Raw genomic sequence first — 26,820 nt, forward strand, 5'->3', positions numbered from 1 at the left:
TTTTGTTTCATCACATTTTGCCTTTCATTCTACCTTTCATTATACGTGCCAGTTTACTGAAACTTTTCTTTCAGAACTGGAACAGCTTTTGCAGCACCTTGTGACTTTCAGGGTTACGAGGACTTTTCATGCAAAGTAATGTCTCCACGCACGGCATGGCCGTTGCGCCCCACCATCTTGCCAGCCAGAGCGCGCTGGCGGTGCTGCGCGAAGGCGGCAGCGCCATAGAGGCGATGGTCGCGGCGGCGGCCACCGTTGCCGTGGTTTATCCGCACATGAACGGGCTGGGCGGCGACGGCTTCTGGCTTATCGTGCCGCCGGAAGGCGAACCTGTTGCCATTGATGCCAGCGGCGCGGCGGGTTCTCGCGCAACGCTCGCCGCCTACGACGGGCTGGCGCATATTCCCCATCGCGGCCCACGCGCGGCGCTCACCGTCGCCGGCACGGTGAGCGGCTGGGACGAGGCGCTGAAGGTCTCGCGCGAGATAACCGGCAAGGCGTTGCCGCTGGCTCGCCTGCTGGCCGACGCCATTGATTACGCACAGAACGGCACGCCGGTCACGGCCTCTCAGGCCCACGCCACGGCCAGCAAATTCGACGAGCTAAAGGATATCCCCGGCTTCGCGGAAACCTGGCTGGTGGACGGTAAGCCGCCAGATGTCGGGAGCCGCTTTTATCAACCGGCCATGGCGTCCACCCTTACGCGCCTTGTGGAAGACGGTCTGGACAGCTTCTATCGCGGCCCGCTGGCGGACGTGCTGGCGCACGGCATGGAGACGCTGGGCCTGCCCGTGACGCTGGCCGATTTACGCGCGCACGCCGCCCGACGCACCGCGCCGCTGAAGCTGCAGCATCAGCAGGGGGAGATCTTTAACCACGCCCCGCCGACGCAGGGCCTGGTTTCGCTGGCGATACTCGGCATCACTGACCGCCTGAACATGGCGGATGCCGACGACGCCGAAACCCTTCACCGCATCGTGGAAGCCACCAAGCTGGCCTTTGGCCTGCGCGATGCCCACATCACCGACCCGCGCGAGTTGAAAACCGATATTCAGAGCCTGCTGGATCCCGCATCCCTTCAGGCGCTTGCCGACAGGGTTGACGACGGCCGCGCCGCGCCGTGGGGCACCGGAAAAGGCCCCGGCGACACGGTGTGGATGGGCGTGATGGATAACAGCGGCCTTGCCGTGTCGTTTATCCAGAGCATTTATCACGAGTTCGGCAGCGGCGTGGTGCTGCCCGATACCGGCATCGTCTGGCAGAACCGGGGCGCATCGTTCAGCCTCGATCCCGATAGTCTTCTGGCCCTCGCGCCGGGCAAGCAGCCTTTCCATACCCTGAACCCGGCGGCGGCGCGTCTTAAGGACGGGCGCGTGATGGTCTACGGATCGATGGGCGGTGACGGCCAGCCGCAAACTCAGGCCGCGCTCTTTACCCGCTACGCGATTCAGGGCGTGCCTTTACAGGAGAGCATTTCCCGCCCGCGCTGGCTGCTGGGGCGCACCTGGGGACAAACCTCAGACACCTTAAAGCTGGAAGGACGCTTTAGCGCTGAAACGGTCGCACGGCTTCAGGCGCTCGGACACGAGGTGGAAATGTTCCCTGACTTCAGCGAAGCGATGGGCCACGCGGGCGCGATTGTTCGCCACCCCAACGGGCTGTTCGAAGGGGCATTTGACCCGCGCAGCAACGGCGCGGCCGCCGGATTCTGAGGAGAAAACAATGACGACACCACAACCCGACTGGCAGGCGTATCTGGCGCAAATGGAGTCCGTGCTCGGCGTGACGCTGGACGATGCCCGCCGCGCCGAGCTGCAATTGCAGTTCAGCCGCATTGCAAACATGGCCGCCCCGCTGATGGCGCTGCCGCTCGACGACCGTCTGGAGATCGCAGGAGTATACAAAGCATGAGGCTACACGAGATGAGTATCAGCGCGATCCAGCATGCGCTGAGCGCGGGCGAGCTGAGCGCTCGCGAGATTGCTCGCCAGACGCTGGAGGCAATTGCGCGCGTGAACCCGCTGATTAACGCCTGGACCGCCGTGACGGAAGCGCGCATGCTCGCCGAGGCCGAGAGCATCGACACCCTGCGCCGCGAGAAGCGCCCCCTGCCGCCGCTGGCGGGCGTGCCCTACGCGGTAAAAAATCTGTTCGACGTGGCCGGTCACACCACCCTCGCCGGCGCAGAACTGTTCAGTCAGCGGCCCGCCGCGGCCGCTGACAGCTTCGCGGTGCGCCAGCTGCGCAGCGCGGGCGGGCTGCTGACCGGGATGGTGAATATGGACGCCTACGCCTACGGATTCACAACAGAAAACAGCCATTACGGCACGACGCGTAACCCGCACGATCTGGCGCGCATTGCGGGCGGGTCGTCCGGCGGTTCAGCCGCCGCCGTGGCCGCCGGGCTGGTGCACTTTTCGCTCGGCACCGACACCAACGGCTCGATTCGCGTTCCGGCCTCCCTGTGCGGCATCTATGGCCTGAAGCCCACCTTTGGCCGCCTGTCGCGATCCGGCAGCCATCCGTTTGTCGCGAGCCTGGATCATATCGGCCCCTTTGCCCGCCGCGTGTGCGACCTGGCGTCCGTATACGACGCGCTGCAGGGGCGGGACAGCAGCGACGGTTTTCAGGCAGAGAGCTCGCGCGAGCAGACGCGTCCCCTGCTCGATCGCGGGCTTGACGGCCTGCGCTGCGCGGTGCTCGGCGGCTACTTCACCACCTGGTGCGACGCGGATGCCCGAGACGCCGTGGCGCGGGTGGCGAAGGCGCTCGACGTGCAGGATGAGCTGCAGTTTCCGGACGCCGAGCTGGCGCGCTCCGCGGCGTTTATCATCAGCGCCTCCGAAGGGGGAAATCAGTACCTGCCCGCGCTTCGCCGTGAGCCCGAGCGTTTTGAACCGCACTCCCGCGAACGCCTGCTGGCCGGGGCGATGATCCCCTCCGCCTGGTACATTCAGGCCCAGCGGTTTCGCGCGCACGCCCGGCAGGCGTTTAAAACCCTGTTCGCGCAGGCCGACGTGCTGATCGCCCCGGCGACGCCGCGCAGCGCGACGCTCGCGGGTGAGCAGAACATGGAGCTTAACGGCCAGCCGCTCCCCATTCGCGCCAGCATGGGGATGCTGACCCAGCCGATTTCGTTTTTGGGCCTGCCCGTGACCACCGTTCCGCTGCGCACCGCCCAGGGTGCGCCGATTGGCCTGCAGCTGATTGCCGCGCCGTTTAACGAGCAGGCGTGCCTGCGCGTCGCGCGCGTGCTGGAGGAGAGTGGGATCGCCGATGCCCGCCCGGCGGAGGTGGCCGCATGATGAGTCACGATGACATTAACCTGCCGTGGGTGGTTGCCGAGGTGACCGCCGCGTTTTACCGCTATGAAGACGCGCTGGTCAGCAACAACGTTGCGGTGCTGGACGAGCTGTTCTGGCACGACAAAAACACGGTGCGTCTGGGAGCGGGTGAAAACCTGTACGGGATTGATGAAATCCGCGCCTTCCGCGCGGCGCGCCCCGCCGCCGGGCTGCAGCGGACGCTGCGCCACACCGTGATCACCACCTTCGGGGAGGATTATGCGGTGTGCAGCACCGAGTTTACCCGGGAGGGCACGGAACGCACTGGACGCCAGCAGCAGACGTGGGTGCGGTTTGCCTGCGGCTGGCGGATCGTGGCAGCGCAGGTGAGTTTGATGGTGTAATGATTTGCAGCTCAGGGCGGGAAATCGCCCTGAGCGCTTTTTTAGCGATGCGCGTTATAAGCTGTTATGGTAATTAACCTGCTTTTAACAAGCCGATGGCATAATCGAGTTGCTTGTAGAGTTTGTGTCTCAAATCTTCTAACTCGTCATTTTCTCGAATGAGAGGTATTCCATTTTTGTGAAGAACAATATCGTTAAATGATCCCATTCCACCGTAGAGTTTTTTCAATGAGTAAATGGATGACTCATAATCAACATCGAGTTCGAAGCACAGTTTTTCAAATGTTTTAGCCCATGCGTCCTCATCATTTGAGGACAATATGGTGATGATATCAATTACCGTTTTCTTTATTTCATTTTTCATTTTAAACCACCATATCCAAGTATCTTAATGCCAGGTATTTTCCACGGTGCAGGAACTATAACTTGCTCAGTTCCACCGGAATAAAGGTCTGTTTGATAACCTACCTTTCCAACATATACTTTTGTTCCTGCGGGTATTTGAATCTCGTGATAGCTATCTAGAGGAGATTCACTTCCATTGGGCCATTTAGGTAGCAGTGCCTTATCTACCCTTGTTTGAAGTACTCCTCGAGGTTGTTCATATCCGAAAAATTGACCTAATGGTCGCCCCTCAACACCACCTCTATAAAAACTTGTATCTGTTGATAGAGAGATCTCTTTGTATGTACCACTGGAAAAGGTTTCTGCTAGCTCTTTAGGTAATGGCCCGGGCTTTATCATCGAATATTCACCCTCAACTTTTCCCAGAACGTGAAGATCGTTAATCCCACTAGCAGCCCCTAATCGGCCAAGACCAAGACCCGCAGCAACAGAAGCGCCAGCAATGATTAACCCTTTGTTGTCCATAACCTGATCGTAACCTGCTGGAGCATCGCCGCCTAGCTGCTGTGCGGTCTCATGAAATCCCTCTATGTTGCCGTTGTAGATGCCACCCGCAGCAAGAAGCCTTCCCGCGGCTTTGCTGTCGATGGTTTTCGCTGCCTGCGCGTGCTGTAATGGGGCGTCGGAATAGTGTTGTTTAACGGTCGGCGCGGGCTTTCTACCTTGCTGTTCGTTCAGAACGTACTCGTAAATCCGGCGTACTTCCTGCGGGAAACTCTCGCCGTAGGTGTCCATAAAACAGTCATAAACCAGATTACAGTCGTCATCGAAGGAGAACGGATTGCAATACTTATCCCACTTTTCCCCCGTGTTCACGCCGAGCATCCAGCCGTGCTCGAGATTCCATTTCACTTCATCATAAAGTCCGTCATATTCGGAACACTGCTTGCGTTTATAGGGCTGCGTCGCGTGGCGGTGGTGAACGCCTTGTCGTCGCTTCGGGACGCTGTTACGGCATAGGGGGTTACGCTGGTAGTCGTACTCCAGGTAATCCAGTTCGTAAAATATGCTCGCCATCTCCAGTGTTTTACGTGGCGTGAGGATGAACTGAATATCATCCGGCGCCAGTATTCGCTGGGCTTCCCATCTCATGTAGAGCGTGAACATCCGGTTCCTTCCTTTTCCCTTTAAAGTGCAGGGATTTTCCGGCTGAAGTGACGAAAAATCAATCGTTCAGATAAAGAAAGCCTAATGCCCCGTGGCGGCGCAGGTGAGTTTGATGGCGTAATGTCACCGGGCATGCGACGTCCTGTAGGCCGGGTAAGGCGCAGCCGCCACCCGGCAAAACGTCGCACAATTACTTCTGAAACGGATGCACCTCCCGCCAGTGGTCGGCAATCTGCTGGCGGGTACAGACCCACACCCGCTCGTGCTGCTGCACGTAATCCAGAAACCGCTGCAGCGCGCGAAAACGCCCCGGCCGACCCAGCAGGCGGCAGTGCATGCCGATGGACATCATCTTCGGCGCGCTTTCCCCCTCTTCGTACAGCACGTCAAAACTGTCCTTCAGATAGGTGTAAAACTGCTCGGCGGTGTTAAACCCCTGCGCGGTCGCGAAGCGCATGTCGTTCGCATCCAGCGTATAGGGCACAACCAGGTGCGGTTTGCGGGTGCCGTCGCCGCACATCACCTCTGTCCAGAACGGTAAGTCGTCGCCGTAGTAGTCGCTGTCGTAGTCGAAACCGCCGTGCTCCACCACCAGCTGGCGGGTGTTGGGGCTGTCGCGCCCGGTGTACCAGCCCGTCGGCGGCTTGCCGAACAGGTCGGTCAGCACCTGCACCGCCTTGTGCAGGTGTTCGCGCTCCTGTTGGATATCCATGTGTTGATAGTGGATCCAGCGCCAGCCGTGGCTCACCACGTCGTAATCCGCTGCCTTGATTGCCTCGACGATCTCAGGATGACGCGCCAGCGCCATCGCCACGCCAAAGACCGTCAGCAGCAGGCCGCGCTTTTGAAATTCACCGTGGATCCGCCAGAACCCGGCGCGGCTGCCGTATTCGTAGAGGGAGTCCATCGACATGTGTTTATCCGGGTAGCTGGCCGCGCCGATGATGTCCGACAGGAACTGCTCGGAGCCGGCATCGCCGTGCAGAACGTGGTTTTCCGCCCCTTCCTCATAATTGAGCACAAACTGCACGGCGACGCGCGCCTGATTCGGCCACCGCGCGTGCGGCGGGTTGCCCGCGTAGCCGCGCAGATCCCGCGGGTAATCCTGTTCAAAAAGCCCCATTGCCACCCCCAAAAATTAAAATGGATTCAGTGCCTGAAACTGTCCGCTTAACGCTTTTTTCTCGGGGAACGCCAGATCCCCGTGCTTGCTGGTCGACAGCCCCAGCGCCACCAGCGATTCCACCATCTTCACCGCCGCGCTGACGCCGTCGATGACCGGCACGCGCAGCTCGCGGGTCAGCTCCTGCGCAAGGGTCGCCATGCCGCCGCAGCCGAGCACGATGGCGCCGCAGCCATCCTCTTTCAGCGCCTGTATACAGCGCGCACGCACCTGCTCCTGCGCCAGACCGCTGCCGTCTTCCAGCGCCAGCACCGGGAGATCGATAGCGTGCAGCGCCGCGCAATGGTCCTGAAAGCCATACTGGTGCAGCAGATGACGGGCAATAATCAGCGTGCGCGGCAGCGTGGTCACCACCGAAAAGCGCGTCGCCACCAGCGTCGCCATATGCATAGCTGCTTCCGCAATACCCACCACCGGCCCCTGCGCCAGCTCGCGCGCCGCCAGCAGGCCCGGATCGCCAAAGCAGGCGATGACGTGACCGTCCACGCCCTGCTCTCTGCCGAGCTTGATCTGTTCGAGAACCCCCACGGCGGCGATGGCTTCATCAAAGTGTCCCTCGATAGACGGCACGCCCGCGCTCGGGCAGACCGCGAGGATCTCCGTCCCCGGTGCCGCCACCGCGCGGGCCGCCGCGCCGATGGTTTCCGTCATCGCGAGGCTGGTGTTGGGGTTGATCACTTGTATACGGACAGAGGACATTACGACTCCTTGTGGCCGGCAAACAGCCGGGCAAAATCAGGCAGGCACTCGCCCGCCCGCTCGAAGCAGAGGCTGGCGACGATATGTTCAAAATGGTGCATTAAGGCATCGCTTAGGGGCTGGAGCGCCTTCTGGCGCAGCAGATCCACCAGCTGTTCGTGATCGTTGCAGCGGCAGCCCTGACGCCACGGCGCGCCCCAGGTGGCAATCACCAGCGAGGAGCGCTGGCTCAGGCTGGTCACCATCTCCGTCAGCACCTGGTTGCCGGAGATGGCCTGCAGCTGAATGTGGAAATTGGCAGAGTGGCGGATCGCCGCCGGGCCGTCGTACGCCTCGTGCGCCTGCTGCTCCTGGCGAATAATGGCCTCCAGCGCGGCAAGGTGCGGCGGCTGACAGCGGGCCAGCACGTCCGGCAGGTTGGCCACCTCCAGCAGGGCGCGGGTGCGGAAGATATGCTGCGCCTCTTCCACCGTTGGGCTGGCAACGTGTGCACCACGCTTGGGCGTTAAGGTGACCATTTGCACAGCCGCGAGTCGCTGCAGCACCTTACGGATGCCCGTGCGGCTTACGCCAAACACCTCGGCCAGCGCCTCTTCCGGCAGCTTGCTCCCCGGCAGCAGCTGATGTTCGACAATCGCGGTCATCAGCGCCTGAAAGATGGATTCATCTTTGTCATGCAGGTCTGGCGCGGTCTGCAGGGCGTTTATGTTGTTCATTCACCACTCCGTCTTTTACTCTTCGTTATCGAATCGTATACATAAAAATAAAATATTGCATACAAGATTTATTATTTTGGCCTGAATCCTGCAACACCGTTTGCACTCCCACTCAACGGGTTTTCATTCACAGGAGCAGGTTTCATGCCAAACAGTCAAAACGCGCAGCAGGGTACGGCCGCTGATTCCGGTGCGGTTTACAGCCCACGTCTTTGCAATGAGGATCTGGCACCGACGCGTGACCAGAACTGGAGCTGGTACAACATCTTTTCGTTCTGGATGTCGGACGTTCACAGCATGGGGGGTTATGTTGTCGCCGCGAGCTTCTTTACGCTCGGTCTGGCAAGCTGGCAGGTGCTGCTTTGCCTGCTGGTGGGGATTTGCATCGTGCAGCTGTGCGCTAACCTGGTGGCGAAACCGAGCCAGATGGCGGGCGTGCCCTACGCGGTGATCAGCCGTCAGGCGTTTGGCGTCTTCGGGGCCAATATTCCGGCGGTGATCCGCGGGCTGATTGCCTTTGCGTGGTACGGCATTCAGACCTATCTGGCCGCCAACGCCCTGATGCTGGTGGCGCTGAAGTTCTGGCCGTCGCTCTCTTCGCTCACTACCGGCGCGTTCCTGGGGCTATCGCATCTGGGCTGGATCTGCTTTGCCATCATGTGGATCCTGCAGGCGATGGTCTTCTGGCACGGCATGAGCGCCATCAAGCGCTTTATTGATATCGCCGGTCCGGCGGTCTACGTGGTGATGCTGGCCCTTGCAGGCTGGATTGTATACAAGACCGGTTTTGACGGCATTTCCTTCACCCTCGCCAGCAAATCCCTGAGCGCGGGCGAGCAGACCTGGCAGATGATCACCGCGACCGCGCTGGTGGTGTCTTACTTCTCCGGCCCGCTGCTGAACTTTGGCGACTTCTCCCGCTACGGCAAAAGCATGGGCGAGATCCGCCGCGGTAACCGCTGGGGTCTGCCGTTTAACTTCCTGCTGTTCTCGATTGTTACCGTGGTCATTGTCTCCGGCACCCAGTCGCTGTTTGGCCGCATGATCACCGACCCGATTGAAACCGTCAGCCGCGTGGGCAACGATCTGGCCGTGGCGATTGGCCTGCTGACGATGATCACCGCCACCATCGGGATCAACATCGTCGCGAACTTCGTCTCCCCGGCGTTTGATTTCTCTAACTGCTCGCCGCAGAAAATCAGCTTCCGCACCGGGGGGATGATTGCCGCCGTCGGCTCGATCCTGCTCACCCCGTGGAACCTGTTCAACTCGCCGGAGCTTATCCACTACACCCTGGACGTGCTCGGGGCGTTCATCGGCCCGCTGTTCGGCATTCTGATTGCCGACTTCTACCTGATTAAGCGCGGCAAGGTGTCGGTCGACGATCTGTTCGACGACACGCCAAAGGGCAAATACTGGTACCGCAACGGCTTTAACCCGAAAGCCATTGGCGCGCTGATCCCGTCCGTTGCCGTGGGCCTGGTGATTAGCTTCATCCCGGCTCTGCATGAGGTGGCGAACTTCAGCTGGTTCATCGGCGTCTTCCTCGGCGGCGTGACCTACCGCTGGCTGGCGCGGGAAGATCGCGAGACGGCGGGCGTAACGTCGTTCGGCTCCCGCGTGGCAACGCAAAAAGAGTAATCCCCTCCTTCCGGCCGCAGGGTATCTGCGGCCCGTCCATTTTTTGGCACCGTTCTTGCTGCGCCTTTTCACCCCGCTACGCAAACACTAAGGCAGGAACCATGATGGATTACCAGACAGCGATCCGCGGCGCATTTTTTGATATTGCCCAGGTCTGCGACAGCGCAGACGCGATTGCCCGGCACGCGCGCTACCTTGAGGACGGGGTGCTGTTTATAGAGAACGGAAAAATTCTGGCGCAGATGCCGTGGCAGGAGGGCGAGCAGTATCTTGCCCCCCACAAGGGCTACACCGACCTGCGCGGCAGGCTGCTGCTGCCCGGTTTTGTCGACACCCACGTCCATTACCCGCAAACGGAGATGATCGGCGCCTTTGGCGAACAGCTGCTGGAGTGGCTGACCACCTACACCTTCCCGGTGGAGAGCCAGTTTTCCGATGAAGCCTACGCGAAAGAGATCGCCGAATTCTTTATTAACCAGCTGGTGAGCAACGGCACCACCACCGCGCTGGTGTTTTGCACGCTGCATCCGGAATCGGTCGAGGCACTGTTTACCGAAGCCCTGCGCCTCAACATGCGCCTTATAGCCGGCAAGGTGATGATGGACAGACACGCGCCGGACTACCTGAGCGAAGACGCGAAGCAGAGCTACCGGCAGACGCGGGCGCTGATCCAGCGCTGGCATCACCGTGGACGCCTGGGCTACGCCATTACCCCGCGCTTTGCCCCGACATCATCCCCCGAGCTGCTCGCCGCGGTCAGCCTGCTCAGAGAGGAGTTCCCGGATACCTGGATGCAGACCCACCTGAGCGAAAACCCCAACGAAGTGGCCTGGGTAAGCGACCTCTGGCCGGAGCACGAGCGCTATCTGGACGTGTATCACCACTACGGTCTGACCGGCGAACGCAGCGTGTTTGCCCATGCGATTCACCTTCACCACAGCGAGTGGCAGTGCCTGCATGACACCGGTTCGGCGGTGGCGTTTTGCCCCACCTCGAACCTGTTTCTCGGCAGCGGGCTGTTTCGCCTGCCCGCCTGCTGGCAGTACAGGGTGCGGATGGGCATCGGCACCGACGTCGGCGCGGGTACCACCTTCAGCATGCTGCGCACCCTGGGGGAAGCCTACAAGGTCGGCCAGCTTCAGAGCTACCGCCTGCGCGCCAGCGAGGCCTTTTACCACGCCACGCTGGGCGGCGCGCACGCCCTCCGCCTGGACGATAAGATTGGCAACTTCGCGCCCGGCAAAGAGGCGGATTTCGTGGTGATCGACCCTGACGTAACGCCGCTGCAGCGTCTGCGCAATCGCCGCTGTCAGGATATCTACGAGCAGCTTTTCGTGCTGATGACCCTCGGCGACGAGCGCAACATCAGCGAGACCTGGGTCAACGGCGAGCGGGTATGGTCAACTGCCCCGGTAGGTTGACCACCCGCCGGGCGCAATCACAAACGGCAGGTGGAAATGCTCGTCTGCCGCTTCTCCCGTCACAAAATCAATCTGCGCGCAGGGATAGAGCGTGTCGCGACCCGTTGCGCTAAACCACGCGCCGATCTCCGCCACCAGCCGATAGCGGCCTTTTGGCAGGAAAGGGACAAATTCGGTGATGCGACCCTTTACGTTGGTCACGCCCGTCGCCATGATTTCGCCCTCCCGTTCAAGATGAACCGTCACGCCCGCTGCGGGTTTGCCCGTCGAGATATCGAGAATATGGGTGCTAAGTGTGCTCATTCGCCAATAGCTCCTTCCAGCCGTAGCAGCGTAATTTCCCGCAGCTGTTCCAGCGCGGCCAGTACTTCCTGCGCGTCGCTGTTCTCCAGCCGCGCGTGCAGCGCCTGTAAAATCTCCTCGCCGCTGCGGCCCTTCGCACGGATCAGAAAGACCCGTCCGAAGCGGGCCTCGTAGCGGGCATTCCCCTCGCGCAGCGCCTGCGCAAGGGCGGCATCACGGTCATTCACCGCGCCCTGCTCCTGGCGCGACAGCGCCGCCTCCGCCTGTGAGCCCGCGGGCTTTTCCCCGATGCGCGGATGGGCGCTCAATGCTTGCGTCAATGCCGCTTCGTCCCAGGCTTGCGCCAGCGCGTTTGCCGTAGTGAACAATTCATCCCGGCTGGCGTAGGGCCGCCCCAGAGCCAGCGCGTCGGCCCAGTCGGGGAGCGCAACGCAGGGGTGAATTAGCGCTAACGCCTTTTCGTGGGAAAGAGAGTTGAACTCGTGCAGTGCGATCATAGTGTCTCCTTTATGGTCTTCCTCCAGGTTATTGCACAAACCACGCCACTCTGAGCGCAGGCGTGAAACAGTCGATTCCGCATCGCTCAACCGGAAATTTTTGATTCAAAAAAAGGCACGCTCACCGCGTTTGCGCACCTTAGCAGTGCAAACTCACCTCTCACAACGCCGTTTTCGCCACTCTGCAGCCTGGTACGCAAATTGCTGAACGTCTTTACACCCTGCAAAAGGAGAGAAGCATGAGAGCAATCGTCATTGGTGCGGGTATTGGCGGCCTGAGCGCTGCCGTCGCGCTGAAGAAAGCGGGCATCGACTGTACCGTGTTTGAAGCCGTAAAAGAGATCAGGCCCGTCGGGGCGGCCATCTCCATCTGGCCTAACGGCGTGAAATGCATGCAGCACCTCGGCATGGGCGACATCATCGAGACGTACGGCGGGCCGATGCGCTTTATGGCCTACAAGGATTACCGGCGCGGCGAGACCCTGACCCGCTTTAGCCTTGCCCCGCTGGTTGAGCGTACCGGCGGGCGTCCCTGCCCCGTCTCGCGCGCTGAACTCCAGCGCGAAATGCTGGACTTCTGGGGCCGCGACAGGGTGCAGTTCGGCAAGCGCGTGGAACACGTTCATGAAGACGACGCGGGCGTGAGCGTGACCTTCACCGACGGCACCACGGCATCCGGCGATTTTCTGATTGCCGCCGACGGCAGCCACTCGGCGGTTCGTCCTTACGTGCTGGGCTACACCCCGGAGCGCCGCTACGCCGGGTACGTGAACTGGAACGGGCTGGTGAAGATTGACGAAGAGATCGCCCCGGCGCACCAGTGGACCACCTTCGTTGGCGAAGGCAAACGCGTATCGCTGATGCCCGTCTCCGGCGGACGCTTCTACTTCTTTTTTGACGTGCCGCTGCCCGCGGGGCTGGCGGAGGATCGCACCACCCTGCGCGCCGATCTCACGGGCTACTTCCGCGGCTGGGCGCCGCCGGTGCAGACGCTTATCGCGGCGCTGGATCCCGAGACCACCAACCGCATTGAGATCCACGACATCGAGCCCTTCGACAGCCTGGTGCGCGGCAACGTCGCGCTGCTCGGCGATGCCGCGCACAGCACCACGCCGGACATCGGCCAGGGCGGCTGCGCGGCGATGGAAGATGCCGTGGTGCTGGGTGAATGCCTGCGTGAAAACCACAGCATTACGCTGGCGCTGCGGCAGTACGAAGCGCTGCGCTGCGACCGGGTGCGCGACCTGGTGCTGAAGGCGCGTAAACGCTGCGACGTCACCCACGGGAAAGACATGGCGTTGACGCAGGCCTGGTATCAGGAGCTCCAAGAGGAGACCGGCGAGCGCATCATCAACGGTCTGTGCGAGACCATTCAGGGCGGCCCGTTAGGCTGAACGCAAGAGGGACAACGATGAAAAGAGAACCGACTCCACCCGCCCACTGCACATTCGAACCAGAGGACTGGCTGCGCCTGGCGAAATGCTGGCATCCGGTCGCGCGCGCCTGCGACGTCGGCCCGGCGCCGGTCAAAGCGACCCTGCTGGATGAACAGCTGGTGATTTACCGGATTAACGACCAGGTCGTGGTCGCCCGTGACGTCTGCCCGCACCGCGGCGTGCCGCTGACGCTGGGCTTTCACGACGAGCACGGGATTATCTGCCCCTATCACGGCCTCCGCTTTGGGGAGGACGGGCGCTGCAACCGTATTCCGTCCAGCCCCGACCAGCCCGTTCCGGCGAAGCTGAACCTGATTAACTACGCCGTGGAGGAGCGCTTCGGTCTGATCTGGACCTGCCTGGCGTTTGACCCGGACAATCCTGCGCCGCTGCCCGCCATGCCGCACTGGGATGACGACGGATTTCAGCAGATCAACTGCCCGGCGTTCGAGGTGAACGGCTTTGCCGGGCGTCAGGTGGAGGGGTTTCTGGACGTGGCGCACTTTGCGTGGATCCATACCGATACCTTTGCCGATCCCAATAATCAGCTTGTGCCCGCCTATCAGCCGCAGGAGACGCCGTTCGGCTTCGTGGCGGATTACTGGAGTTCCGTGAGCAACTATCCCGCCAGTTCGGACGTGCAGGCGCCAGAAGGGTTTCAGTGGTTGCGCCATTTTGAAATGCATCTGCCGTTTACCGCCACCCTGACGATTCATTTTCCGGGAGAGTCAAGACTGGTCATCATGAACGCCGCGTCGCCCGTGTCATCGCGCGTCACCCGCATGTTCGCCCCTATCGCCCGCAATTTTGACCTGCATATTCCGGTGGAGGATGTTCATGCCTTTAACCTGCGCATCTTCGAAGAAGACCGCCTGATGGTGGAAACCCAGCGTCCGGAAAGCCTGCCGCTGGACCTGACGCTGGAAGCCCATATTCCCGCCGATAAAAGCTCAATTGCCTACCGTCGGGGGCTGAAAAAGATGGGCTTTGGCGAATTTTTCCTCGTATGACGGAGGCCGATATGCTGAGCGTAATTGTTGACGGGCTGTGGCGCGAGGGCGACAAAAGCCTCGCCGTCAGGCTGGTGGCTGAAGACGGCGAAGCGCTGCCGTCGTGGCAGCCCGGCGCGCACATTGATGTGCATCTGCCCTGCGGCGTGGTCCGCCAGTATTCCCTGACCGGGGCATCCGGGAACGAGAGCTATCTTATCTGCGTGGGACGGGAAACCGCCTCGCGCGGCGGGTCGCGCTACGTTCACGAGACGCTGCGTCCCGGGCAGACGCTAACGATCTCGACCCCGCGTAACCTGTTTCCGCTTGGTCAGGCAAAGCGGGTTTTGCTGCTGGCAGCGGGCATTGGCATTACGCCGCTGTATGCAATGGCCCTGCAGCTGAAGGCGACCGGAACGCCGTTTACGCTGCATTATTACGTCAAAAAACGCGAAAGCGCGGCGTTTGCGCGTGAACTCTCGCAGTGCGGTGAGTGCATCATTCATACAATAAGCCCGCGCACAGCGCTGGCAGAGCATCTCCCGGCGGCGGAGTCGGGGCTTCACGCCTGGATCTGCGGGCCCGCAGGGTTTATGGAAAAAGTGCGTGAGGTCGCCACGGCGAAAGGGTGGGAGGACGACCACCTTCACAGCGAGGCGTTTCAGCCCGCTGCTCCTGCAGCAGGCGGTGAAACCGGCGAGATCTTCACGGTCAAACTGGCCTCCACCGGGGAGCGCTGGCCGGTGCCTGCGGACAAGACCATCGCCCAGGTGCTGCAGGCAAACGGCGTGGACGTGCCGCTGTCCTGCGAGATGGGGATCTGCGGCGCCTGCCTGACGCCGGTGATTGACGGCGTGGTGGATCACCGGGACAGCGTGCAGTCGGAGGCGGAAAAAAGCTCAACCAACCAGCAGGTGGCGCTGTGCTGCTCGCGGAGCCATTCGGGGGAGCTGGTGATCGGGCTGTAAACCACCTGCACAGTCTTTCTTGCCGGGTGGCGCTGCGCTTACCCGGCCTACATTGCGCAGACTTTTCAATTGGTTGCACGTTTTATTGTAGGCCCGTGCAAGCGTAGCGCCGCCGGGCGAAACTCACAAATCGCAGGGATCGCTATCCTGCCACGCGTACTCAATATGACTGGCCTGATCGCGCGCCAGTGCCCCATCGCCCTGTAATCGCGCCGCCAGGGTAAAGGCGAAATCAAACACGTTGCCCAGCCCGCGGCCGCTTAGCAGATTGCCGTCCTCCACCACGTCGGCATTGACGTAAATGCCATCGCTGACCGTTTTCCACAACTCGCCGGAACAGACATAGCGGCGCCCCTTCAGCAGTCCATTGCCGCCCAGCACGCGGGCGGCGGCGGAGCAGATCGGGCAGATATATTTGCCCGCTTCATCATGGCGGCGAACGAAGGCAATCACCTCCGCGCTTTTCGCCAGGTTGACGCTGCCTTCCGGGCCGCCCGGCAGCACCACGGCGTCAAAGGTCCGATCGAGGCTGGCCTTCAGGGTACTATCCGCCACCATTGGGATGGCGTGATAGCTCACCACTTCTCGACGCTCGCCGCAGGCAATCGTCTGCACCGTCATATTCAGGCGGCGCAGGATATCGATAGTGACAATCGCTTCCCCCTCTTCAAAACCGGGGGCTAATAGCACGGCTACGCTTTTCATCTTGCTCTCCATTGCTTCAGGGGTTACCAGTACGGATGCCAAACCTGCCGCAGCCGCACCAGCAGCTCAAGATAGAAATAGTCACCCCAGCTACAGCACTGATCGACGCCCTTACCGCTGCCCATATGATAAACCGAGTGCTGCAGCAGCCCTTCGGTCGGATCGTCGTCATGAGCAAGGTAGTTATCGGTCAGCGACTGCGCAATACGCAGCGCCATCTCTTCATAGTACGCACGGTTTGCGTCGAGCGTCGGCAATGCCTTGACCAGATCCAGCAGGCCACAGGCGGCAATCGCCGCCGCTGAACTGTCGCGCACGGCGTCGGTACCGAGCAGCGCCAGATCCCAGTGGCAAACATCATCCTCCGGCAGACGGTTGAGGAAGTAATGCGCCAGGCTGCGCGACAGCTCCACCATCTGCTTATCGCCGGTGTGCTGATAGCTGAGCAGAAAGCCGTAAATGCCCCACGCCTGGCCGCGCGACCAGCACGAGGTATCGCTATAGCCCTGATGGGTATTGCCAAAGCGCGGCTCGCCCGTCTGCACGTCCATATAGTAAGTGTGATACGTCGAGGCATCTTCACGCACGATATAGTTCGCGGCCTGTCCTGCATGAGCCGTCGCCGCCTGCGCATAGCGCGGATCCCCGGTCTGTTCGCTGGCCCAGTACAGCAGCGGCAGGTTCATATTGCAGTCGATGATCATTCTCCCCTGCTGCTCCGGGTCGTTTAAATCACCCCACGCCTGAATAATGTTGGCCGTCGGGTTAAAACGCTCCATCAGGCGCTCGGCTGCCAGCAGCGCCGACTGGCGAGCGGCTTCGTTGCCGGTGAGGCGCCAGGCGCTGACGCAGGAGAGCGAATAGAGGAACCCGAGATCGTGCGTTGCGGTGTCGATGCGCTGCTCAATACGCCGGGCGAACGACGGTAAATAGCGCTCGGCGGCTTCGCGATAATGCGCTTTGCCGGTCATCTCCCACGCCAGCCACAGCTGGCCTGGCCAAAAGCTGGTGGTCCATTCCACGTTATCGGTGCGCGGCCAGACCCCCTTCTCACAGGCTTCACCGGGGAATTTATCGCCGAAGGCGACAATATTTTTGTCAAGCTTGCGCGTTACGCGGGTTAAGGCCGCTTCCAGCTTCTGGCTCAGCGCCAGGCGATCGACCTGATGCAGTTCGATCGGCCGCAGCGCTTCGGTGATAACAGATTTGGTCATAACAACTCCTGAATTAATGTTTGGCCGGTTCAACCGGGGCGGTATCTAAAGCCGGAGCAAAGGCTCGTGAGTCATCGTGCGTCGAGTGGCAGCGCGATAGCGTAAAGGCGGAAATCAGCGTAAATATCAGGGCGCAGCAGCCCATCAGCAGATAGGTATGCTCAAAGCCTATCCTGTCGTACAGGTAGCCGGCGGGCGGGGCGACCACAATCGAGCCAACGTAAATCATCGCCTGGTAGCCCAGCAGGTACATCGTGGCGTTAACCCGACGATGGAAATGTTCGGCGATGTATTTGAAGACCGATATCAGCAGCAGCGCGATCTCGACGCCATAAAACGGTTTGATGATGGAGATAACAATCGGGTCGCTGGTCAGTCCGGAGGCGATCAGGCGTGCTCCGACCACGCAGCCGCAGAACAGCATGCCGCGCTTGGCGCCATAGCGGTTCACCAGCCACGGGATAAACATCATCATCAAGAACTCCATCCCCGACTGGACGGTGCTCAGGTAACCGTACCAGGCATTTCCCTGCTCTTTGGTGGCGAAAAACGACACGAAGTAGCGCGGGAACTGCTGTTCGGCGATAAACATCATCCACGCCACCCCGGCGACGTAGAGGCTGAACATCCAGAATTTGCGATTTTTCAGCAGCATCAGCACGTCGGCAAAAACGATCTTATTGGCGGAGATGACGTTGTTATTGCGCAATTGCTCGTCGCCGATTTTGAGGCTAATCAGCACCAGCAGCATCACTACCGAGGTACCGCTGCTGAGCAGAAAGTTGGCCAGCGGCGTGAAGTTAAACAACAGCCCGGAGACCGAAGCGGCCATCGCCCAGCCCAGCGAACCCCACATTCTGATGCGGCCAAACTCCAGCCCGTACAGGCGGCTAAAACGGTCGGCGTAAGATTCAGACGCCGCCACGCCGGCGTACCAGCCGAGGCTCAGATACAGCGCGCCGATGATAATCCCCGCCATCGCATGGCTTTGCAGCAGCGGCTGGTACACCAGCGTGAAGAACGGCGCCATCAGCGCAGAAATGGCGCAGACAAAATAGAGCAGCCACTTGCTCATGCCGATTTTGTCCATGATGTAGCCGTACACCGGCTTCAGGACCACCGCGAAGACGCCGTTGATGGCGAACACGCTGCCGATGGTAACGCTATCGAGGCCCACTCTCTGGCTCAGCCATAGGGCGTAAAGGCCAAAGCTGGATGACCAGGTGAAGAAGTAAAGAAAAATAAAGGTACTCATTTTGTACTGTGCGGCGCGTACGGATGATGATGTGCTCATAGCGATGCCTCCGGGGCCAGAACGAGCGTCGTTTCCTGTCGTGCCGTCACGAAGCGTACCGCGTCATCGCTAAAGATGGCCTGTGGGTAGCGTTGCGGATCGAAGTCGACGGCATTTCCCGCCCACACCGCGCTTATCAACACATGCTTACCGGGGTCGAGCTCGCCGCGCAGCACCGGCACCGCCGCGCGCTCGGCGAACAGCAGATTACTGTTTGGCGGCGTCACCACCGTTTCGCCGCGGCGAGCGTGCGGATGTAAACAAAAGATGGCCGATACGTCCCGGGCAGTGCGTAACCAGCAGGCGCTGTCACTCTCGTGGACCTGCGGCTGCGGGCGGTTTGCCAGGCTAAAGCCGCCTTCTGCGCAATCCAGCGCGCGTCGGGTATTGATACGATGGACGCGCAGCTGCCAGTCGCCCAGCGCCAGCAGCCAGCTCTCAATCGCCACGTCGCGCCACGGCAGCCAGAGGCTGTAAATGGTACCGTCAGCGGTGACCACGTGCTGGCATTCGCGGCGGCCGCGCCAGTAGTTATCCTTTTCTGCCAGCAGCAGCGTCGAATCGGGCGCGGCATGGTTCAGGCCGTAGCGCCCGCGTTCGATGGTGAAGCCAAAGCGGGTGGAATAGGCAAATTTGCAGTATTTCGCTTCGGTATTCACAAAGTTGTTCAGCTCCAGCTGGCCAGAAGTCAGCATCCACAGGTGATCGGCCTGATGCACCACCACCTGGTCCGCGTGGGCTATCGTGTGCCGGGCGGGTAACGGTGGCAGCGGCAGCTCAGCCGCCTGCCAGAAGGCATCGCCCTCATCTAATGCCAGCACCAGCAGGGTCTTCAGGCCCCAGTACGGCGAACCCGGCGCGTTGTAGTCTTCCGCCATCGCCAGATTCGGGTAGCTGTAGCCGACGCTGAGTACGCCGTCGCGGTCGAACAGCGGCTGCTTCAGCCACCAGCGCAGATGGCGCAGAACGATGCCCTTAATCACGCCAGGCGAAAAGACTTCCAGCCCGGCGAAGGCCGCCGCACTCCAGAACGCCGCCTCGGCAAAGCGGTAGGTCAGGCTACGGCCAAACGGGATCGCCGCGCCGTCTTCGGCGAAGAAATGGATGAAGTCAGAGGAGAAACGCGCGGCGCGGTGACGCAGCGTTGCGCAACGCTCTGGATCGACCTCGACCATGAGCTTCGCGTAAATCAGGCCATAGAAATGAAAGCCCATCGAGATGTAATAGTCGCGCGGCCGCCCCGGACCATCGGAGTACCAGCCGTCGCCGAGATAGTAGTGCTCCATGGCAGCAAAATGATTTTCCAGCACCTGCGGGTTGGTCGGCATGCCGCAATAATGGAAGCCGACCTGCACCAAAATCGGAAAGAAGTGCCAGTTGTTATCGGGGATCGCCTGGGTCTCGCACTGCTTTAGCCAGCGCCATAAATTCGCTTTCTCCGTCTCACTGAAGTGCGCCAGTACGGTATCGCCCGCCAGCGCCAGCAGCAGCCCGTAGGCTGCCATCTCGACGATTAGCTGATCGTAGGGCGCGACGTCGCCCCAGTAATCGGCATGCTGCGGATTGGTGCCGTTTTTTATCGCCTGTAAGTAGAAAGAGAAACGCTGCGGCTCACTGCCGCCGGCCAACAGCGGCGTCACGCCCCACAGCAGGCGGGAAAACGTTTCCATGCTCGCGACCTGCTGGCCGTAGTGAGCGGTAAAGTTCGCTAAATCAATGCGGCTGGCGTCTTTTTTAAAATAAGGCGTCACCGCGTTCAGCATGTCGTTGACCAGCCGTAGTACCTCTTCCCGGCTTTTCAGTGGGTTATCCAGATTAATGTTTTCAGGTTGCACAGGGTCCTCCCGCATTACACGAGGGTAGAGATAAGTTATTGTTATTAGGCTTTTTAAAAGCCATGTGTGCGACGTCTGGATGAAGAGTAACTGCTTTTATTCCCGATGCTGAGTGAGCGGACTCACAAAATTGAACCGCTATTTCATTTTCACTGGATTTTGTCGATCGGGAGGGGGATAAATTACAAATGATGGACTAAAAATTTAAATCTGTTGTCCTGGAGGTAAAATGGGTGAAACGCAGCTGCTGGAACGCATTACGCTCGATCGGCAGGCCATTTCTTTTAACCGCATGTACGCCACCAGCGCGATTTACTACCACTGGCATCAATGCGTTGAATTGCTCTATATTTCCAGCGGCTACGGCATCGTGGTGGTGGATAATCAGCACTACACCGCCCGTCCGGGGCGATTATTTATCTTCCCGCCCTTCCGCTTGCACAAAGTACAGGTCGATCATAGCGATAAGAACCCCTATCACCGCACCACTATGCACATTGAGCAAGCGGTCGTCGAAAGTGCGCTCAGCGCCTTCCCGCGCCATCAGGCCCGGTTTGCCGCGCTGGCCGCCAGCAATCTGCCGGCGCAAATCTACGATCTCAGCGAGCACGCGGCGTTTATCGAGAGGATCCTTGAACAGTTTCAGCGCCTGGGGGGCAGCGAGCGGACCGAGGCCTGCGAGGTGGCATTTCTGGTGATGCAGCTCATGACATTCCTGCCCGAGCAGCCGCAGCCCTACCCGCCGCGCCAGCAGACCGTGGCCTCGCGGATTATGAGCTGGATTGAAGCCCACTATGCCAGCAAGTTTTCGCTCGACCAGCTAGCCCACGACCTGGGGCTCTCGCGCAGCTATACCTCACGCATTTTCCGCCAGCAGACCGGGGGCAGCATCCACGAATATTTGCTGACCCGGCGGATAAAAAGCAGCTGCGATCGATTACGGTACAGCGATGAGACGATTGACGCCATTGCCCTGGCCGTCGGGTTTAGCGAGGTGACCTATTTCATCACCTGCTTTAAAAAGATGATGCGTCAGACGCCACTGCAGTATCGACGCAGTATCCTTAGCGCCAGAACGTCCCGTTCCCGTATTTGAACGTCATTAACAGATAGAAAAGGGTTTTCTGCGCATAAAAAAACCCAGATCGCATAACGACCTGGGTTTCGAATTTGGCGGAAGCGTAGAGATTCGAACTCTAGAACCCTTTCGGGTCGCCGGTTTTCAAGACCGGTGCCTTCAACCGCTCGGCCACGCTTCCAAAGTGAGGCGCACTATAAACATCTATTAGCGCCTTGTAAAGCAGGAATTTTTCTATTTTTACCCACAGGCGTTTGACTGCGCAAAAGTCATCCAGGCGCTTGCCTCGCGTCACGCTCTGCTCACTTGTACATACCGTAACACAGCAACGCTCATCCTTTTAAACCGCTCTGGTATAGAATGCCCAAAAAAATAAACGGCCATTTGTTGTGTAATTGTTATAAATCTGAGTCCCCACAGATTGTAGAAATTACTGCCATGTAGTCTTACTGGTTGATAATGAAAATCAAAAATACGCTTTGCTTACATATCCTGATGGCGATCCTGGCCATATTGGTTCTTTGTATTCACCCGCTCGTGACGAGCTTCGATCCGCCGCTCACCTTCCAGCCGCTGATTAAATCAATGGCGGGCACGCCTAAAGAGCAAGCGGAAAAAATTGCCACTATTTCTCATGCCTTAGAAGGGAATGCTATTTTCTTCATCGGCGCGTCTGAGGTGGCCACCTCAGAAGATGAACATTACGCTGTCTATAATTACTTTAATAAGCAATTGCACCAACCCGTCGTGGCGTATGGCGATGCGTTCGTCGATGATGAAACGCAATTTCTATTTTTCTCACGTTTTAAAAATAGCCTTAACGCAAACAGTAAAGTTGTTTTGCTTCTGGCTCCTGACAGTTTTTACTCCAAAGGGCTGCCACCGGCTATCTATGCCGATAATTTCCCCGGCTCTATTTTTAATCCGCTGATGAAGGATCCGCAGGCGCGCCCGCTGCTGGTTAATTATTTAAAGCATATTGATAGTAAAGAAATAAGCCATTTAACCTTTGGCCAAATGCGCGTCTTTGGCTGGCACCCCGATCTGATGTGGGACGAGCTGAGTTTCCAGTTTGCCAACGTCTGTACGATGATTAAAAACGACTGGCTAGCCCTGCTCAACGTGACGCCCGCGACGGCACGGTCCTGGCCGCAGCAGCCCACCGCCCACATAGCGCCTGACTGGGATAAAGAGCTGGCGAACGCGCGCGAGTTAAATAAAAAACGCCAGCAGAGCGCGGCCACGCTGTGGATGGACAAAACGATTTACGAAGAGGACGGTAAGCCGCAACAGTGGGATGACACGCCGGTCGTGCCGGCACAAATCGCCGCTCTGAGTAAAACCGTCCGGCTGCTGAAGGACCATCACGTGCAGGTCATCGCTATCGTCGACCCGGTTAACCCGTGGGCGCTTTACAATACCGATACCTTCCGCCCGGTTGATAAGCAAATTAAAACCATTCTGGAAAGTAACCAGATCCCTTATTTAGATATGTACGCCATGCCTTATCAGAATGGCTGGAACTGGGATCGTTTGCACCCTTCCGAACTTGCCTGGGTTCCTATGATTCGCTTTATTGCACAGAGTTTTAAATGATGAAAATCGCGATCCGTCTTTTTTTCCTTTATCTCCTGCTGGCAATAACTATTGTCGCGTGGACCTCTGTCGATGACAGCATGAGTATGCAGCTGCATTTTGAATATCAAAAGTTCTGAGGCCGAATGATGTACAGCTCAGGCATGTTTTTCGTTTATTTGTTTTCCTCCGCCCTGGCGTTTGCGCTGGTCAATCGTGTATTACGCCATCGCCTGACCTGGCTATCCGCGATATCGGCACTGACGGCCGTCGGCTGGGGCTATATATTTCAGGGGGATTATATTGTCCCCGCAGCCGTTTTTTTCAGTTTTTATGTTTTCGCCTCGTTAAAAGAGAAAGGATGGTTAAAAACATGGCAGGCAGTCGTTTTGACATTATTGCCGTTGTTGCTGGTGAAATTGCACTTAAATAACCACTGGGGCATGATCGGCCTCTCTTTCATGACGTTCCGCGCGGTGGACGTGCTGCTCTATCGCAGTAAAAAAGAAGGTCAGAATTTCCTGCACTATTTCTGCTATCTGTTTATGCCCTTTATTATCCTGGCCGGCCCCATGTACCGCTGGCGGACATGGATGAGTGATGTCAGTAAACCCGTATTTGCCCTTAACCGTGAACAGTTTTTAGTCGCGTTAGAGCAAATCATTACCGGCATTGTCCAGAAGTTCCTGTTTGCCATGCTGATTGATTCGCTTGTCGTGCAGCCCTGGAGCCATAAGCCGTTTACGCTGACCGTCGGTGTGGTGATGTCGATTGCCTATAGCGCCTACCTCTACTTTGATTTTGCGGGTTACAGCAATATGGCCATCGGCGCAGGCCGCCTGTTTGGGCTCAACATCCCGGCAAACTTCAACATGCCGATTCTGGCAAAGAACCCGCAGGATTTCTGGCGCCGCTTCCACATCAGTCTGTCTGAATGGCTGCGCGATGTGGTCTTTATGCCCGTGTATATGAACCTGATGAAATTCAACTTTTTCCGCCAGAACAAAACGCTGGCGCAAAATATCGGTATTTTTTGCACCCTGTTCTGCATGGGGGCATGGAATGGCCTGGAACGCCATTACGTCATCAGCGGCGCGCTGTTTGGCGCGATTTCCGTCACGCATAACATGCTGCTGTGGTCAGCCAAACGCAGCCCGGCATTGCACCGCGGTTTGCAGCATCCAGCCGTTGCGTTTTTAGGGCGAATCCTGACGCTGGGAAGCGCAGCAGGATCCCTTTACATCTTTAGTGGAATGTCCCCTCTATGAAAAATCACTCCGATCTTCAGGAACTGCAGTGTTTCTTGCGTGCGGCATTATGCGATCCTACCTCCCCGCAGCAGTTGGCCATCAGCGGCAGCGACGACGCCTTAAGCTGGCTGCAGCTTTCCGCGGCCGTCACGGACTGGGCACTGCGCTATCAGCGCTGCCAGCCTGCTGCCGGTACGCCGGTCGTCTTGTACGGACACCAGCAGGCCGAATTCGCCGTGGCGATTTATAGCTGCCTGCTGAACAACATTCCGTACATCCCGGTGGACTGCATTTACCCGCAGGAGCGCCTCCGGGAGATCTGTCATCTGGCCAATGCCCCTTACTATTATGACGTCGCGACCCGGCAGTTCATCGCCACCGGTGAACCGGGCAAGGTACTGGAGGAGCAGGATCTGGCCTATATCATGTTTACCTCAGGCAGCACCGGTAAACCGAAAGGCGTGCAGATTGGGCGTGAAAGCGTATGGCATTTTATGAAATGGGTCAGCCGGGACTTTTCGCTGCCGGAAAAACCGGTGCTGATGAACCACGCGGTGTTCAGTTTTGACCTCTCCCTGATCCCTTTGCTGGCGAACCTGGCGATGGGCGGACACATCGTGCTGAACGCCAAAGACGATATTCAGAAAGCGAACTGGCTGGAGCGACTGAAAAGCAACGCCGTCTCCGCCTGGGTTTCCACCCCCTCTTTTGCCTACCAGCAGCTGCTTTCCCCGCAGTTTAACAGCGAGTATTTACCTGAACTCAGCGTCTTCATCTTCATTGGTGAAGTGTTGAATAAAGCGCTGGTTAAACAGCTCCGACGCCGTTTCCCGCAGGCCAAAATCATCAACTCCTATGGCCCTACGGAAGCGACTATCGCGACAACCGTGGTTGAAATCACGGATGAGATCCTGAACAGCGACAGCGCCGTGCTGCCGGTGGGGGTCATGATGCCTGAGAGCAAAATGGAAATTTCCCCCGACGGCGAGCTGATTATCTGGGGTAAAAACGTCATGCGTGGCTACCTCGGCCTGCCGCAGGAGAACGCGGAAAAATTACTCCATCGGGAAAATGAAGCGTTTCGCGGCTACCGGACCGGCGATCTGGGCTATGAAGCAGGGCTTATTTACTGTCAGGGCCGCAACGACAGCCAGGTCAAACTGAATGGCTACCGTATTGAAATCAATGAGATTGAAAACCGCCTGCTGGCCATGTCCGGCATCAACGAAGCGGTGGTTCTGCCGCTGATGAAATCCTGCGGCAGCGTGCTGCGCATTGCCGCGTTCTGCGTGACGGAGCTGGCACCGGATACCATCAAAACGTCGCTGTCGAAGGTGGTTCCGCACTATATGGTGCCTTCACAAATTATCGTAAAAGACGCTTTGCCGCTGAATCCTAACGGCAAAATTGACCGCAAGCTGCTGGACGCTTACGCCCGCACAAATTAATGACTCCAGGAAAAATTATGGAACAAGAAATTCTCGCCCTGTTCGAAAAAGTGTTATCCCGTAAGGTGGGCTTTCACGATGAGCTGATTGAATCCGACATTCTCGACTCCATCCTGGCAGTCGATATGGTGCTGGAAGTGCAGGACGTTTACGGCTGCATGATCCCGCCAACTGACGTGGCGACCGTGCTGAAAACCCCGGCGGACCTTGCCCGCTATATTGAAGAAAACCGCTAAACGCCTCTGCTGTTAATGCTGCCCTGAAGGCTCTGGAGGATCTGTCCAGAGCCTTCATTCGTTCCCCCTCCCGCCTGAACGCTGCCTTGCCCCCTTTCACAGGAATGAAACCGACTGCTTTTACTATTTCACCTACACTTTAGGAGTACTGTCGGTACGGGAAACAGAATAAAGCCAACTTAATTAAGGCATTAGCGATTCGCTGCGCGCTCAGCCGGCGAACGTTTTGTCTTTAACAGAGGAGTCTGCTGTATGGCATTCGTAACAACGAAAGACGGCGTCAACATTTACTACAAAGACTGGGGTCCAAAAGAGGCTCAGCCTATTGTCTTCCACCACGGCTGGCCGTTGAGTGCCGATGACTGGGATAACCAGATGCTCTTCTTCCTCTCAGAAGGCTATCGCGTTATCGCTATCGATCGTCGTGGTCATGGGCGTTCGGACCAGGTGAGTGAAGGCCACGATATGGATCATTATGCGTCCGATGCGTCGGCCGTTGTAGAAAGCCTGGACTTACGCAATGCGGTGCACGTCGGCCACTCCACCGGCGGCGGCCAGGTCGCCCGCTATGTGGCGAAGTACGGCCAGCCGCAGGGGCGCGTCGCCAAAGCGGTGCTTGTCAGCTCTGTCCCGCCGCTGATGGTCAAAACGGACAGTAACCCCGGCGGAACGCCCATCGAGGTTTTCGACGGCTTCCGTAAAGCGCTGGCGGCTAACCGCGCCCAGTTTTACCTCGACGTCGCCAGCGGGCCTTTCTACGGCTTCAACCGGGAGGGGGCAGATGTTTCGCAGGGTACGATCCAGAACTGGTGGCGGCAGGGCATGATCGGCAGCGCCAAAGCCCACTATGAGGGGATTAAGGCATTTTCAGAAACCGACCAGACGGAAGATTTGAAAACCATCACGGTCCCCGTTCTGGTGATGCAGGGCGACGACGATCAGGTCGTGCCGTATAAGAATGCTGCCCTGCTGCAGGACAAGCTGTTGGCGAACAGCGTACTGAAAATTTATCCAGGCTTCCCGCACGGGATGCATACCACGCACGCGGATACCATCAACGCGGACATCCTGGCCTTTATCCGCTCTTAAACGTCATGTTCAACGCCACCCGAGGGTGGCGTTATTTATTGCC

The 26,820-nt window shown here is 58.7% G+C and carries 25 protein-coding genes, 1 tRNA gene and 1 pseudogene; 15 read left to right on the plus strand and 12 right to left on the minus strand.

The window, feature by feature from the left end; genetic code table 11:
- Positions 1-128: 128 nt before the first annotated feature.
- From hpxW to hpxZ, 4 genes are read left to right on the plus strand one after another with little or no spacing between them, the layout of a single operon-like run.
- Positions 129-1,712, plus strand: a complete 1,584-nt coding sequence (hpxW, locus tag N037_RS02595; RefSeq protein ID WP_032638739.1) for an oxamate amidohydrolase — start codon at positions 129-131, stop codon at positions 1,710-1,712.
- A gap of 10 nt (positions 1,713-1,722) precedes the next feature.
- Positions 1,723-1,911: an oxalurate catabolism protein HpxX gene (gene hpxX, locus N037_RS02600; RefSeq protein WP_032638742.1), complete on the plus strand. Its 189-nt coding sequence runs from the start codon at positions 1,723-1,725 to the stop codon at positions 1,909-1,911.
- The gene (locus N037_RS02605; protein WP_032638744.1) at positions 1,908-3,305 is read left to right on the plus strand and encodes an AtzE family amidohydrolase; all 1,398 of its coding nucleotides are present in this window, start codon (positions 1,908-1,910) and stop codon (positions 3,303-3,305) included. Before hpxX ends, N037_RS02605 begins: the two co-directional genes overlap by 4 nt.
- Positions 3,302-3,688, plus strand: coding sequence for an oxalurate catabolism protein HpxZ (hpxZ, locus tag N037_RS02610; protein ID WP_032638746.1), 387 nt, complete (start codon positions 3,302-3,304; stop codon positions 3,686-3,688). Before N037_RS02605 ends, hpxZ begins: the two co-directional genes overlap by 4 nt.
- A gap of 73 nt (positions 3,689-3,761) precedes the next feature.
- Here hpxZ and N037_RS02615 read toward each other — a convergent pair whose 3' ends face one another.
- The 5 genes and pseudogenes from N037_RS02615 to N037_RS02635 all read right to left on the minus strand — a co-directional run bounded on the left by N037_RS02615 (position 3,762) and on the right by N037_RS02635 (position 7,798).
- Entirely contained in the window at positions 3,762-4,052 is a 291-nt protein-coding gene (locus N037_RS02615; protein ID WP_023335192.1) for a DUF6966 domain-containing protein, read from the minus strand.
- Complete coding sequence (locus N037_RS02620; protein ID WP_032638748.1) at positions 4,049-5,200, minus strand: hypothetical protein; 1,152 nt, start codon at positions 5,198-5,200, stop codon at positions 4,049-4,051. Before N037_RS02620 ends, N037_RS02615 begins: the two co-directional genes overlap by 4 nt.
- Before the next feature lie 190 nt (positions 5,201-5,390).
- Entirely contained in the window at positions 5,391-6,290 is a 900-nt protein-coding gene (gene puuE, locus N037_RS02625) for an allantoinase PuuE (protein WP_231686666.1), read from the minus strand.
- Positions 6,208-7,082 (minus strand): annotated as a pseudogene (gene hpxA / locus N037_RS02630) (allantoin racemase). The gene puuE and the pseudogene hpxA overlap by 83 nt, the downstream one beginning before the upstream one ends.
- The gene (locus tag N037_RS02635; RefSeq protein ID WP_032638755.1) at positions 7,082-7,798 is read right to left on the minus strand and encodes a GntR family transcriptional regulator; all 717 of its coding nucleotides are present in this window, start codon (positions 7,796-7,798) and stop codon (positions 7,082-7,084) included. Before N037_RS02635 ends, hpxA begins: the two are co-directional and overlap by 1 nt.
- A 144-nt stretch (positions 7,799-7,942) precedes the next feature.
- On the opposite strand from N037_RS02635, the gene N037_RS02640 reads away from it, so the two are divergent.
- Positions 7,943-9,439 (plus strand): NCS1 family nucleobase:cation symporter-1, encoded by a 1,497-nt coding sequence (locus N037_RS02640; RefSeq protein WP_032638757.1) that lies wholly within the window; start codon positions 7,943-7,945, stop codon positions 9,437-9,439.
- A 104-nt stretch (positions 9,440-9,543) separates the two neighbouring features.
- Positions 9,544-10,860, plus strand: coding sequence for a guanine deaminase (gene guaD, locus N037_RS02645; protein ID WP_032638759.1), 1,317 nt, complete (start codon positions 9,544-9,546; stop codon positions 10,858-10,860).
- Here guaD and uraH read toward each other — a convergent pair.
- The gene (uraH, locus tag N037_RS02650) at positions 10,840-11,163 is read right to left on the minus strand and encodes a hydroxyisourate hydrolase (protein WP_032638761.1); all 324 of its coding nucleotides are present in this window, start codon (positions 11,161-11,163) and stop codon (positions 10,840-10,842) included. The genes guaD and uraH overlap by 21 nt on opposite strands.
- On the minus strand, positions 11,160-11,660 hold the full coding sequence (gene uraD, locus N037_RS02655) for a 2-oxo-4-hydroxy-4-carboxy-5-ureidoimidazoline decarboxylase (protein ID WP_023335184.1): 501 nt from the start codon (positions 11,658-11,660) through the stop codon (positions 11,160-11,162). Before uraD ends, uraH begins: the two co-directional genes overlap by 4 nt.
- 239 nt (positions 11,661-11,899) lie before the next feature.
- Between uraD and hpxO the strand changes: the two genes are divergently transcribed.
- The 3 genes from hpxO to N037_RS02670 are packed head-to-tail and all read left to right on the plus strand — an operon-like array spanning position 11,900 to position 15,053.
- Positions 11,900-13,054, plus strand: coding sequence for an FAD-dependent urate hydroxylase HpxO (gene hpxO, locus N037_RS02660; protein ID WP_032638763.1), 1,155 nt, complete (start codon positions 11,900-11,902; stop codon positions 13,052-13,054).
- 17 nt (positions 13,055-13,071) lie between these two features.
- Positions 13,072-14,106, plus strand: a complete 1,035-nt coding sequence (gene hpxD, locus N037_RS02665) for a molybdenum cofactor-independent xanthine hydroxylase subunit HpxD (RefSeq protein ID WP_032638766.1) — start codon at positions 13,072-13,074, stop codon at positions 14,104-14,106.
- Between the two features lie 11 nt (positions 14,107-14,117).
- On the plus strand, positions 14,118-15,053 hold the full coding sequence (locus tag N037_RS02670; protein ID WP_032638768.1) for a PDR/VanB family oxidoreductase: 936 nt from the start codon (positions 14,118-14,120) through the stop codon (positions 15,051-15,053).
- A 123-nt stretch (positions 15,054-15,176) separates the two neighbouring features.
- Here N037_RS02670 and N037_RS02675 read toward each other — a convergent pair whose 3' ends face one another.
- The 4 genes from N037_RS02675 to N037_RS02690 are packed head-to-tail and all read right to left on the minus strand — an operon-like array spanning position 15,177 to position 20,101.
- Positions 15,177-15,758 (minus strand): DJ-1/PfpI family protein, encoded by a 582-nt coding sequence (locus N037_RS02675; RefSeq protein WP_032638770.1) that lies wholly within the window; start codon positions 15,756-15,758, stop codon positions 15,177-15,179.
- Between the two features lie 23 nt (positions 15,759-15,781).
- Complete coding sequence (locus N037_RS02680) at positions 15,782-16,972, minus strand: glycoside hydrolase family 88 protein (protein ID WP_032638772.1); 1,191 nt, start codon at positions 16,970-16,972, stop codon at positions 15,782-15,784.
- A gap of 13 nt (positions 16,973-16,985) precedes the next feature.
- Positions 16,986-18,266 (minus strand): oligosaccharide MFS transporter, encoded by a 1,281-nt coding sequence (locus tag N037_RS02685; protein ID WP_032638773.1) that lies wholly within the window; start codon positions 18,264-18,266, stop codon positions 16,986-16,988.
- Complete coding sequence (locus tag N037_RS02690) at positions 18,263-20,101, minus strand: DUF2264 domain-containing protein (protein ID WP_032638776.1); 1,839 nt, start codon at positions 20,099-20,101, stop codon at positions 18,263-18,265. Before N037_RS02690 ends, N037_RS02685 begins: the two co-directional genes overlap by 4 nt.
- A gap of 229 nt (positions 20,102-20,330) precedes the next feature.
- Between N037_RS02690 and N037_RS02695 the strand changes: the two genes are divergently transcribed.
- A complete protein-coding gene (locus tag N037_RS02695) occupies positions 20,331-21,197 on the plus strand; it encodes an AraC family transcriptional regulator (RefSeq protein WP_023335176.1) in 867 nt (288 codons plus the stop codon).
- Between the two features lie 75 nt (positions 21,198-21,272).
- Here N037_RS02695 and N037_RS02700 read toward each other — a convergent pair.
- Positions 21,273-21,360 (minus strand) — tRNA-Ser (locus N037_RS02700).
- A gap of 278 nt (positions 21,361-21,638) precedes the next feature.
- Here N037_RS02700 and N037_RS02705 point away from each other — a divergent pair.
- The 5 genes from N037_RS02705 to N037_RS02725 all read left to right on the plus strand — a co-directional run bounded on the left by N037_RS02705 (position 21,639) and on the right by N037_RS02725 (position 26,777).
- The gene (locus N037_RS02705) at positions 21,639-22,775 is read left to right on the plus strand and encodes a D-alanyl-lipoteichoic acid biosynthesis protein DltD (protein WP_032638777.1); all 1,137 of its coding nucleotides are present in this window, start codon (positions 21,639-21,641) and stop codon (positions 22,773-22,775) included.
- A 128-nt stretch (positions 22,776-22,903) separates the two neighbouring features.
- Positions 22,904-24,022, plus strand: coding sequence for an MBOAT family O-acyltransferase (locus N037_RS02710; RefSeq protein ID WP_032638779.1), 1,119 nt, complete (start codon positions 22,904-22,906; stop codon positions 24,020-24,022).
- On the plus strand, positions 24,019-25,452 hold the full coding sequence (locus N037_RS02715; protein ID WP_032638781.1) for an AMP-binding protein: 1,434 nt from the start codon (positions 24,019-24,021) through the stop codon (positions 25,450-25,452). The genes N037_RS02710 and N037_RS02715 overlap by 4 nt, the downstream gene beginning before the upstream one ends.
- A 17-nt stretch (positions 25,453-25,469) precedes the next feature.
- On the plus strand, positions 25,470-25,688 hold the full coding sequence (locus tag N037_RS02720; protein ID WP_008499867.1) for an acyl carrier protein: 219 nt from the start codon (positions 25,470-25,472) through the stop codon (positions 25,686-25,688).
- Between the two features lie 252 nt (positions 25,689-25,940).
- A complete protein-coding gene (locus N037_RS02725) occupies positions 25,941-26,777 on the plus strand; it encodes an alpha/beta fold hydrolase (protein ID WP_032638783.1) in 837 nt (278 codons plus the stop codon).
- Positions 26,778-26,820 lie beyond the last annotated feature (43 nt).

Origin of the sequence: Enterobacter sp. EGD-HP1 (genome assembly GCF_000733275.2) — a bacterium.
GTDB lineage: Bacteria > Pseudomonadota > Gammaproteobacteria > Enterobacterales > Enterobacteriaceae > Enterobacter.